The sequence below is a fragment of the Thalassococcus arenae genome (assembly GCF_019104745.1).
Taxonomy (GTDB): Bacteria; Pseudomonadota; Alphaproteobacteria; order Rhodobacterales; family Rhodobacteraceae; genus Thalassococcus_B; species Thalassococcus_B arenae.
The window spans coordinates 198,752-208,972 of record NZ_JAHRWL010000003.1; the positions used below are offsets into that span (position 1 = coordinate 198,752).

General features: G+C 65.7%; 11 protein-coding genes. 5 read left to right on the forward strand and 6 right to left on the reverse strand.

Annotation, left to right across the window (positions count from 1 at the left end):
• Positions 1–8: 8 nt before the first annotated feature.
• The 4 genes from KUH32_RS17940 (at position 9) to KUH32_RS17955 (ending at position 3,385) form a co-directional block, all read left to right on the forward strand.
• Positions 9–1,853, forward strand: a complete 1,845-nt coding sequence (locus KUH32_RS17940) for a NapC/NirT family cytochrome c (RefSeq protein ID WP_217780036.1) — start codon at positions 9–11, stop codon at positions 1,851–1,853.
• Positions 1,854–1,922: 69 nt separating this feature from the next.
• A complete protein-coding gene (locus KUH32_RS17945; protein ID WP_217780037.1) occupies positions 1,923–2,342 on the forward strand; it encodes a cupredoxin domain-containing protein in 420 nt (139 codons plus the stop codon).
• A gap of 69 nt (positions 2,343–2,411) precedes the next feature.
• Complete coding sequence (locus tag KUH32_RS17950; protein ID WP_254899271.1) at positions 2,412–3,164, forward strand: sirohydrochlorin chelatase; 753 nt, start codon at positions 2,412–2,414, stop codon at positions 3,162–3,164.
• Positions 3,161–3,385 carry a hypothetical protein gene (locus tag KUH32_RS17955; protein WP_217780038.1) on the forward strand — a complete coding sequence of 75 codons (225 nt, stop codon included), beginning with the start codon at positions 3,161–3,163 and terminating at the stop codon, positions 3,383–3,385. Before KUH32_RS17950 ends, KUH32_RS17955 begins: the two co-directional genes overlap by 4 nt.
• Here the strand turns inward: KUH32_RS17955 and arsJ are convergent.
• The 6 genes from arsJ to dctP all read right to left on the reverse strand — a co-directional run bounded on the left by arsJ (position 3,382) and on the right by dctP (position 9,634).
• Positions 3,382–4,638: an organoarsenical effux MFS transporter ArsJ gene (gene arsJ / locus KUH32_RS17960; RefSeq protein ID WP_348541146.1), complete on the reverse strand. Its 1,257-nt coding sequence runs from the start codon at positions 4,636–4,638 to the stop codon at positions 3,382–3,384. The genes KUH32_RS17955 and arsJ overlap by 4 nt on opposite strands.
• Entirely contained in the window at positions 4,635–5,633 is a 999-nt protein-coding gene (locus KUH32_RS17965) for an ArsJ-associated glyceraldehyde-3-phosphate dehydrogenase (protein ID WP_217780040.1), read from the reverse strand. The genes arsJ and KUH32_RS17965 overlap by 4 nt, the downstream gene beginning before the upstream one ends.
• Before the next feature lies 1 nt (position 5,634).
• Entirely contained in the window at positions 5,635–6,468 is an 834-nt protein-coding gene (locus KUH32_RS17970) for a metalloregulator ArsR/SmtB family transcription factor (protein WP_217780041.1), read from the reverse strand.
• A 64-nt stretch (positions 6,469–6,532) separates the two neighbouring features.
• Complete coding sequence (locus KUH32_RS17975) at positions 6,533–7,933, reverse strand: TRAP transporter large permease (RefSeq protein ID WP_217780042.1); 1,401 nt, start codon at positions 7,931–7,933, stop codon at positions 6,533–6,535.
• Positions 7,930–8,562 carry a TRAP transporter small permease subunit gene (locus KUH32_RS17980; RefSeq protein ID WP_217780043.1) on the reverse strand — a complete coding sequence of 211 codons (633 nt, stop codon included), beginning with the start codon at positions 8,560–8,562 and terminating at the stop codon, positions 7,930–7,932. The genes KUH32_RS17975 and KUH32_RS17980 overlap by 4 nt, the downstream gene beginning before the upstream one ends.
• 64 nt (positions 8,563–8,626) lie before the next feature.
• The gene (dctP, locus tag KUH32_RS17985) at positions 8,627–9,634 is read right to left on the reverse strand and encodes a TRAP transporter substrate-binding protein DctP (RefSeq protein WP_217780044.1); all 1,008 of its coding nucleotides are present in this window, start codon (positions 9,632–9,634) and stop codon (positions 8,627–8,629) included.
• A 425-nt stretch (positions 9,635–10,059) separates the two neighbouring features.
• Here dctP and KUH32_RS17990 point away from each other — a divergent pair.
• The coding region (locus KUH32_RS17990; protein WP_348541147.1) for an acetyl-coenzyme A synthetase N-terminal domain-containing protein at positions 10,060–10,221 on the forward strand (162 nt) is incomplete at its 3' end.

A 10,221-nucleotide genomic window follows, 5' to 3' on the forward strand; every position in this document is an offset into this window, starting at 1 on the left:
GCCTGGAGATGACCCAGACCGACGACAAGCCCACCAAGAAGACGCCGATCTGGCGCCGCTACGTCATCCTAGGGATGCCGCTGTTCGGAATCGCCGCGGCCTTTGCCGCAGGCATCATCTTCTGGGGCGGATTCAACACCGCCATGGAAGCCACGAACACCAAGGATTTCTGCATCTCGTGCCACGAGATGGAGGACTACGTCTATGCCGAGTACAAGGGCACGATCCACAATGCCAACCGCTCGGGTGTCGAGGCGGTCTGTTCGGACTGCCACGTGCCCAAGGCCTGGACCCACAAGATGATCCGCAAGGTCAAGGCCAGCAAGGAGTTGTGGGGCAAGTTCACCGGCAAGATCAACACGCCCGAGAAATTCGAACATCATCGCCTGTCTCTTGCGATGAACGAATGGAACCGGATGAAGAAGACCGACTCGCGCGAGTGCCGCAACTGCCACCATTTCGATGCGATGATGCCCGAGTTTCAGAAGCCCCGTGCGCGGGCGCAGCACCTGAACGCGATGGAGACGGGCCAGACCTGCATCGATTGCCACAAGGGTATCGCCCACAAGGACGTGCGCGATCGCGCCGACGAGGAATACCTGGCCGCGCTGGAAGCGCCGAACCCCGATTTCGCCCGCGAGATCCCGCAGGCCTACCTCGACAGCCTCGCCAAGATCGAAGCCAAGGAAGCGGCCGAAGCCGAAGCGCTGAAAGCCCAGAAGGAGGCTGACCGCGCCCGCCTCCTGGCCGCGATCGACGATGCCCGCGCCGACGAACGCGCCAAGGTCGAGGCCGAACTGGCGGCGGCCAATACGGCGGCGTCCAGCGATGCCACCGTGGCCGGCAGCGACGGTGCGCCTGCGTCCGCGGGTGGTGCGGTGGCCGCGAATGTCGACTGGAACGCCGTGCCTGCGACCGAGCTGGGCCTGTTCTATCCCGGCCAGGCCAGTTTCGAATGGGTGCAGAACGGCAAGACCCATGGCGGCGCGCGTCCGCTGACCAAGGGCGGCGATGCCTGCTCGACCTGCCATGCCAAGGAACTCGAAACCATCGGCAACAAGATCGTCGCCGGCGGCGGCGGCAAGGACGACGATCTCGAACCGACGCCGATCCCCGGCAAGCGCGGCTATATCAGCGCTTCGCTGCAGGCGACCCACGACAACGAGAACGTCTATTTCCGCATGCAGTGGGAAGATGGCGGCCACAACCCCGTTCCCTTCGTGGACGGCGGCAAGATGGATCCGGAAAACCCGATCAAGGTGGCGATGATGATCACCGGCACGGATATCGAGATGGGTGGCCAGGTCGGCTGCTGGGCCAGCTGCCATGCCGACAACAGCTATATGCCGTTCGATCCTGGCGCCGACGCCATCGCGGCCGAAGCCGAGGTCGCGGCACGGCTGCAGGCCGATGGCACGGTGACCAAGTACCTGTCGGAATCGCGGACCGAGATCGAGCTCAAGGGCCGGGGCGACAAGCCGCTGGGCGGCTGGAACCTGCCCAAGCCCGAGGATGCCATCGCGGCCTATCTCGAGGGCGGCACCTATCTGGACCTGCTGCGCGTCTATGCCGATGGCCGCGCGACCAACGGCTACCTGCTGGAACGCCGGGTCGAGAATGACGGCCAGATCGCGGCCGAGGCCAAGAACGAGGCCGGCATCTGGACGGTGACCTTCAGCCGGCCGCTGGTGACCGGCCATCCCGGCGACATCGCCATCGAGCCGGGCAAGACCTATACCGTGGGTTTTGCCATCCATGACGACCATTCCGCAGCCCGCTTCCATCACGTGACGCTGGACACGACGCTGGCGCTGGACAACCCCGAGGTGGCGATCAACGTCGCCGCGCAATAAGCTGAACAAGGCGGGCGGCTGCCGCAACGCGGTGGCCGCCCGTTTTCTCTCTGGACAGGAGTTCCCGCGATGAAATCCGCCTTTCCGCTTGCCGTCCTCGCCGCGCTGCTGGCCGCTCCGGCTCTGGCCAATGACGATACCGACGACGAGACGGCCGCGCTTTGCGCCGAAGCCGAGGAACGCTATGTCGCGCTGTTCGGCGCCCCGAGTGCCGAGGCCGAGGGCGTGACCGTGGTGCTGACCTACGAGTACAATTTCTGCCCGCGCGAACTGACCGTGCCCATCGGCACCACCGTCCGCTGGGTCAATGTCGACAAGCGCACCAGCCACAGCGTGCTGAGCCCCGCGATGGGCATCCCCGAGACCGACCGCTTTTTCCCCGAGGAATCGGTCGAACTGACGTTTCTGACCGAAGATGCCGGCGAATACCTGTGCGGTCCGCACTGGGAGACGCAGAACATGATCGGCATGATCACGGTTCAGCCTTGAATCCGGGGCGCGGTGGCATCGACCGGGGCGGTGCCCTATCTTGACGGTCGCCACGCCGAGAAGGGACCGATGATGACAGCCATGCCGCCAAAGCCGCCAAGACCCGACGCGCCCGGAACGCGCATCGCGCTGCTGGTCAGCCACGGGCAGCCATCGGAGCCCCAGGTCGGCGAGGACGAGATCGCCGCGCTGGCCGCGGCCGTGTCGGAACACGCGCCGGGCTGGGACATTCGCGGCGCGACGCTGGCCGCGCCGGGCGCGCTCGAGGCGGCTCTGGTGGGTACCCCGAAAGCCGCGCCGCTCTATCCGATGTTCATAGCCGACGGCTGGTTCACGCAATCCGCCCTGCCCAAGCGCCTGGACGGCGCGCCGGTCCGGCAGATGAACCCGTTCGGCATGGACCCGGGCCTGCCCGCCTTCGCCGCGGACTGGCTGCGCCGGGAAATCGCGGCGGCGGGCTGGCGCCCGGAGAACACCGCGCTGTTCATCGCCGGACACGGCTCGGGCCGGTCGCCCCGCCCGGCCGCCGTCACCCGCGACTTTGCCGATGCGCTGACCGCGCTGTTGCCGCTGCGCGAGATCCGCTGCGGTTTCGTGGAAGAGGCACCGTCGCTGGAGGATATGGCGGCAGGGCTGGGCGACAAGGCGATCTGCCTGCCCTTCTTTGCCGCCAAGCGCGGCCATGTGCTGGACGATGTGCCCGAGGCGCTGGACGCGGTCGGTTTCACAGGATTGCGGTTGGACCCGATCGGCTGCCATCCCGGCATTCCGGCGCTGATCGCGCGGCGGCTGACCGAAGAACCCGCGGAGGTTTCGACATGAGCAAGCGCTGGTCGACGCGGCGTCTGTATTGGACGCTGTATCCCTTCACCGCCACGGCTGTGGCGATCAACCTGTTCCTGCTGGGGCTGATCGGGTTTTCCATCGGCCTGCCGGCCATTCCGCCGGTGATCGCGCTGATCGCGGCCGTCCCTCTGGGCTTTCCGGCCAACGTGCTGATCACCCGCTGGGTCAACGGCCTGCTGGACGAGGCCGAAAGCTAGGCCGATACCCTGGCCGGGCGCAACCTGGCGGCGCCAACCGCGCTGAGTGCGACCAGCACCGCCGCCGTGGCCAGACACAGGGCCAGTCCACCCGCCTGGAAGCTGAGGCCGGACAGAAGCGTGCCCAGCAGCCGTCCGGCGGCGTTTGCCATGTAGTAGAACCCCACATCCATCGTCACCCGTTCCCCCCTGGAAAAGGCCAGGATCAGGTAGGAATGCAGCGCCGAGTTGACGGCAAAGACCGCGCCGAAGATCAGCAACCCCGCGACCAGCAGCCCCGTCAACCAACCCTGTGGCGCGCCCGCGACCCAAACCGCCAGCGCCAGCGCGGCGGGGATGACCGCCAGGGCCACGGCCCAGTGGCGGGCGGCGGCGACCAGCTCGGCCTCGGGCCGGGTGGCGGCGCCAAGCAGGCGCGGCGCATTGGCCTGCACGATGCCGTAGAGGATCGTCCAGACCGCCATGAACGTGCCGATCAGAAAGAACGCCTGGCGCTTGCTGTCGTCCGAACCATCCGACAGCACCGCGTAGAAATAGACCGGGATGCCGACTACGAACCAGACGTCGCGCCCGCCGAACAGAAAGACGCGCGCGAAGGACAGCCAGTTGATGTTGCGATCCTTCGAGACGACGTCGCGGAATTTCGCGTCCTTGCGCCCCGCCGGCAGGCCGGCCGGCATGCGCAATGCGAGGACGACCAGGATCACGGTCAGCACCGCCGCCATCCCCAGAACCGCCGGCACGAAGCCCGCCATCGCCAGCAGGCCCGCACCCAGCAGGAACCCCAGCCCCTTGACCGCGTTCTTTGATCCGGTCAGCACCGCCACCCAGCGAAACAGCCCGCCCTGCCCGGCGGGCGCCAGCAGCTTGACCGCCGACTTGGCCGACATCTTGGTCAGGTCCTTGGCCACGCCCGACGCGCCCTGCACCGCCATCACGAAGGCCACCGACGCGGCCAGCCCCCAGCCCGGGTCGAGCTGGGCCAGCGCCAGCAGCGCGCCGATCTGCAGGACCAGCCCGGCATACAGCGTCGCCGTCAGCCCGAACCGCGCGGCGATCCAGCCGGCACTCAGGTTGGTGACGATGCCGGCCAGTTCATACAGCAGGAACAGATAGGCCAGTTGCACCGGCGAAAAGCCCAGCGTGTGGAAATGCAGCAGCACCAGCATCCGCAACGCGCCATCGGTCAGCATGAAGGCCCAGTAGGCGGCGGTGACGGCGATATAGGCAGACAGGCCCGCGGGTCGGCTCACAACGATGCCCCGACCATGCGGGCCACATCGGCCAGGCGGTGCGCATAGCCCCATTCGTTGTCGTACCAGGCAAAGACCTTTACCTGCGTGCCGTTCACCACCATCGTCGACGGAGCATCGACGATCGAGGACCGCGGATCGTTGACGTAGTCGGCCGAGACCAGCGGGCGTTCCTCGTATCCCAGGATGCCGTGCAGCGGGCCATCGGCGGCGGCCTTGAACAGGGCGTTGACCTCTTCGACCGTGGTGCCGCGTTCGACCTCGAACACGCAATCGGTCAGCGAGGCGTTGAGCAGCGGCACCCGCACGGCATGGCCGTTCAGGCGGCCCTTGAGTTCGGGGTAGATCAGCGTGATCGCGGTGGCCGACCCGGTGGTGGTGGGGATCAGCGAATTCAGCGCCGAACGCGCCCGGCGCAAGTCTTTTGCGGGGCGGTCGACGATGGTCTGGGTGTTGGTCACGTCATGGATCGTGGTCATCGATCCGTGCCGGATGCCGAGGCCCTCGTGGATGACCTTGACCACCGGCGCCAGGCAATTGGTGGTGCAGCTTGCCGCGGTGACAATTGCGTGGCGGGCGGGGTCGTAGATGGCGTGGTTCACGCCATAGACGATGTTGGCGGCGTCGCCATCCTTGACCGGGGCCGAGACGACCACCTTCTTCACGCCGGCCGCGAAATAGGGCGCGATGCGGTCCGCGGTCTTGTAGTGGCCCGTGCAGTCGATCACCACGTCGACACCGTCCAGCGGCAGGGCGTCCAGCGACCGGCTGGAAAAGACCGGCAGGCGCGTGCCGTCGATGGTGATCGACCGGTCGTCATGACCGAACGCCGCGGCCCAGCGGCCATGCACGCTGTCGAATTCCAGAAGATGCGCATGCATGGCAGCGTCGCCCACGGCGTCGTTCAGCCAGGCGATCTCAGCGCCCGCCTCCAACATCGGTTTCAGCACCAGCTTGCCGATCCGGCCAAGGCCGTTGATCGCGTATGTCGTCATGTCAATCGTCTTTCATCTCAGCGATTTCGTCGACCCGCGCCTGCAGCGTCGCGCGGTCCAGCGTGTCGAAGGGCAGCGCGGCAAAGGCGCGAATGCGGTTGCGCAAGGCGCCGTAGACCTGCTGGAACGCGAGGGTTTTCTGTGCTTCGGTGCCTTGCGCCTTGACCGGGTCGGGTTGCCCCCAATGCCCCGAGATGGGCTGCCCCGGCCAGGCCGGGCAGTCCTCGTTCGCGGCCCGGTCGCAGACGGTAAAGACGAAATCCATCCTGGGCGCATCCGGTTGGCGGAACAGATCGGCGTGTTTCGAGTGCAAGCCGGCCACGTCGTGCCCCTTGTCCCGCAGCATCTGCAGCGCGATGGGGTTCGGCTCGGATTGCGGATCGATGCCCGCGGAATGGGCGACGAACTTGTCGCCGGCTTCGCTGCGCAGCAACGCCTCGGCGAAAATCGAGCGGGCGGAATTGCCCGTACACAGGAACAGCACGTGGTAGGGACGGTGCGTCATGGCGGTTTCCTGACCGGTTTGTGTGACAGGGTTGCAAAGATCCGGACGCCCGCGGCAGCAATCCGAGACAAGGTATTCGACCAGCCGCGCCGCGCCGTCCGTATCGGCCCGATACAGAAGGAACGTGCCTTCACGGCGCTGGCTGACCAGCCCGGTCTGACGCAGGATGTTCAGCGCCGGGGACAGCGTGCTTTTGGGAACGCCCAGGACACCGGCCAAGTCCCCTGCCGAAACGGCGTCGGGGTAACGCCGCATCAACAACCGGAACACGGCCAGTCGATGCGGGTGGGCCAGGGCGGAAAGCTGATCGAGTCGCAGTTCTGATTCCATAATTCCGGAAATACGGAATTATTGGAGTTTAGACAAGGCGTTTCGTGCCCGAAACACCCCGTCGTCAGGCCAGTGACGGCAGCCAGAGCACGATGGCCGGGAAGGCCACCAGAAGCGCGATGGTCAACGCGTCGGCGATGAAAAAGGGTGTGACGCCCTTGAACACGTCCTGCACGCTCAGATCGGGGCGCACCCCGGCGACGACAAAGCAGTTCAGCCCGATCGGCGGTGTGATCAGGCAAAACTCGGCCATCTTGACCACCAGGATGCCGAACCAGATGGCGCACATCGGACCCGACATGCCGAAGGTCGACATTTCGGCCGACACGCTTTCGCCGCCGTTCAGCGCCATCACCGCCGGGTAGACCACCGGCAGCGTCAGCAGCAGCATCCCGATGGCGTCCATGAACATGCCAAGCACGGCATAGGCCAGAAGGATCATGACCAGGATCAGCATCGGCGACATCTCGAGCGACGTGATCCAGTCCGAAAACACCCCTGGCAAATCGGCGAAACCCAGGAAGCGGACATAGATCAGCACACCCCAGATGATCGAGAAGATCATCACGCTGAGCCTTGCGGTTTCCAGCAACGCGTCGCGGAAGGCCCGCCAGCGCATGCCGCGCCAGACCGCCATCAGGAAAACGACAAAGGCGCCGATCGCCCCGCCTTCGGTCGGCGTGCCCCAGGCATCGCCGCCGAACGGGTTGTAGATGAAGACGATGATGATGAAGACCACGAACAGGATCGGCAGCGCGCCGGGCAGCGCACGGAACCGCTCGCCCCAGGTGAAGCCGCGCAGCGGCGGGCCGAAACTGGGGATCGCCAGCGCCAGCCCGATGATGATCGCGCCGTAGACCAGCGCCGAGAAGACGCCGGGAATGAACCCCGCCAAAAGCAGCCGGCCGACATCCTGTTCGACGATGATGGCGTAGATCACCAGGATGGCCGAAGGCGGGATCAGCGAGGCCAGCGTGCCAGCCGCCGCCACCACGCCCGCGGCAAAGCGTTTGTCGTACCCGTTGGCCTGCATCTCGGGAATCGCGATGCGCGCGAAAACGGCCGAGGTCGCCACCGACGCGCCGGACACCGCAGAAAAACCCGCCGTGGCGAAGACCGTCGCCACCGCCATGCCGCCCGGAACCCAGCCCACCCATTTCTTGGCGGCGTCGAACAGGGCCCGGGTGAAGCCGGCGTGGTAGGCCAGATAACCGATCAGGATGAAGGTGGGGATCAGGCTCAGCGCCTGGCTGGCGATCTTGGAATGCGGCACCTGCCCGGCGGTCTTGGTGGCGACGGTCAGCGCCCACCAGAACTGATCCGGGTCGTAGCCCTTCTTGGCCCAGAAGATCCAGACCAGCCCGACCAGCCCGGCCAGCGCCGCGGCAAAGGCCACGCGCATGCCCAGCACCACCAGCACCAGCATGCCCATCGAGACCCAGATGCCGATCTCGGTGGGCGTCATGACTTGTCCTCGGCGCCCGACACCGCTTCGGCCTCGCGCGCGGCGATGGTCGCGACATCCTCGATCAGCGGCACCGCGACCGCGTCGCCGGTGAGGAAGGCGCGGCCATAGCCCCAAAGCTGCAGCAGCAGGCGCAGTGCCATCACCGAGAAGGCCACCGGCGCCAAGAGCTTGGCCGGCCAGATCGGCAGCTTGATGTCGATGGTCGAGTCGCGGCTGTAGAGCGGCGCGTTCCAGTCGAAGGACCGCCCGAAATGCGCCCAGGACCCCCAGATCAGCAGCACGATCAGCACCAGGATGGCCAAGGTGGACACGAATTCGGCCGCCCAAAGCGCCCGTCCCCGCAACCGGCCGACCAGGATATCCATGCGGATATGGCCGCCGTCGCGCTGCGCAAAGGAAATGCCCATGAAGGCGATCAGCGGCATGGTGACCTCGATCCAGTCGACATAGCCGCGCACCGGCGCGTTGAAGAAATTGCGCCCGCCGACGGAATAGACCGCCAGCAGCATCAGCCCGAACACGGCCAGACCGCTGATCAGGCCGAAAGCGCCCTCGATCCGGTAAAGCGCGCGGTCGAGACGGCTCAGCAACGACCCGTCCTCGCGCACGGCGGCTTTCATCGCCATGGCTGTCCCCCTCCCCGTTCGGCGCACCCGGTCCGGCCGGATGCGCCTGCCTTCAAGCGGCGGATCAGGAACCGCTCAGCGTCGAGACCACGAGGTCATAGAGTTCCTGCGCGGGCAACCCGCGCGCGGTGTTCTCTTCGATCCATTTCTGCGCGACGGGGCCCGCCGCCTTTTCGCGGAATTCGGCGAGACGCTCTTCGTTGTAGCTGATCTGCTGGATGCCCTTTTCCTCGAGCAGCGGCCACCACTTGGCCATCGTCTCGTTCTCGTAGAAGTCGATGTAATGCTGCCGGGCCTCGCCGATCGACGACATCAGCGCGTCGCGCTCGGCATCGCTGAGCGCGTTCAGCGCGTCGGTGTTGACGACGATGGGGCAGTTCACCGTGCCGGGGTTGAGGTTCGTCGACCACCACTTGGCGGCTTCGGTGATGCCGAAGGACATGTGCGCGTGGGGCGCGAAGGCGATCGACTTGACGATGCCCGAATCCAGCGCCTGGCGCGCCTCTTCCGAGGTCACCGAGGTCGGCACCGCGCCGATCATCGTCAGCGCTTCGCCGATGCCGCCGGTGGCGCGCACGGTCAGGCCCTCGAAATCGGCCAGCGTTTCAGGCGGCGTGCCGACGCCGGCGATGTTGTATTGCGGCAGCGGCGAGGGCATCAGCAGCGTGGCGTTCCAGCGCCCCAGGTCGGCCTGGGTGGCGGGGTGGTTGTAGACCGCCATCGACACGTCCCATTCCTGCTCAAGCGTGCTGACACCCAGGAACGGCAGTTCCAGCACGGTGATCGAAGGGTTCTTGTCGGCGTGATAGCCTGCGCAGAACTGTGCCATCTCGAACGCGCCGATGGAAATGCCGTCGAGGTTCTCGGTGTTCTTGGACAGGCCGCCATAGCTGATGTTCAGGGTGAATTCGCCGTTGGTCTTGGCGCTGACCAGTTCGGCCAGCTTCTCGACATGTTCGGTGAAGGCGCGGCGCTTGCCCCAGAGCGAGACGTTCCATTCGGTGGCCAGCGCCTCGGTGGCGAAGGTGACCGCGATGGCGGTGGTCAGCAGTTTGGCAGTCATCGATTTCATGGTAGTCCTCCCGTCGAAAGTGGCAGTGTTTCCGCCTTGGCGAAGACCCTAGTGAATCGCCACCGCGACGCAAGGGCCAAGCGAGTCGGCCTTTTTCGGTATACAACGGCGTACTGAAACGTTTTGTCACACCCCGATACAGCGCCGCACGAAGGGCGGCGCAGGGCCGCTACCGGCTTGATGTGACCGGTCGCCACGTGGCAGAACCATGGAAAACAAAGGGGTTGGCGAAAGAATAATAAACTTCTTTACAGATCAGATAGTGAAAAGAAAACGTGTTTACAGAAAAAATGCTATAAATCTGTGCGTTATTCCATTGTTTTCGGAAATCCGTATGATTGGGCATAACCGCTCACGTAGCGTCAAGCGGGCGCTGCGTCGGGACAGCCGACTGAGGGAGGACGTCGCACATGACCACCGAAACCATGCAAAACCCGGGGGTTTTCGCCCCCTCATCCGAGGTTGTGACCCGAGCGCATGTTGACGCGGCGAAGTACGATGCGCTGTATGCGGCGTCGGTTTCGGATCCGGAGGGGTTCTGGGGCGAGCAGGCGGGTCGGGTCGACTGGATCAAGGCGCCGACGCGG

Bases quoted from the DNA above. Each gene is read 5' to 3' on its own strand.
- KUH32_RS17940 (WP_217780036.1), top strand. From the start codon at position 9: ATGACCCAGACCGACGACAAGCCCACCAAGAAGACGCCGATCTGGCGC.
- KUH32_RS17945 (WP_217780037.1), top strand. From the start codon at position 1,923: ATGAAATCCGCCTTTCCGCTTGCCGTCCTCGCCGCGCTGCTGGCCGCT.
- KUH32_RS17950 (WP_254899271.1), top strand. From the start codon at position 2,412: ATGATGACAGCCATGCCGCCAAAGCCGCCAAGACCCGACGCGCCCGGA.
- KUH32_RS17955 (WP_217780038.1), top strand. From the start codon at position 3,161: ATGAGCAAGCGCTGGTCGACGCGGCGTCTGTATTGGACGCTGTATCCC.
- KUH32_RS17965 (WP_217780040.1), bottom strand. From the start codon at position 5,633: ATGACGACATACGCGATCAACGGCCTTGGCCGGATCGGCAAGCTGGTG.
- KUH32_RS17970 (WP_217780041.1), bottom strand. From the start codon at position 6,468: ATGGAATCAGAACTGCGACTCGATCAGCTTTCCGCCCTGGCCCACCCG.
- KUH32_RS17975 (WP_217780042.1), bottom strand. From the start codon at position 7,933: ATGACGCCCACCGAGATCGGCATCTGGGTCTCGATGGGCATGCTGGTG.
- KUH32_RS17980 (WP_217780043.1), bottom strand. From the start codon at position 8,562: ATGGCGATGAAAGCCGCCGTGCGCGAGGACGGGTCGTTGCTGAGCCGT.
- dctP (WP_217780044.1), bottom strand. From the start codon at position 9,634: ATGAAATCGATGACTGCCAAACTGCTGACCACCGCCATCGCGGTCACC.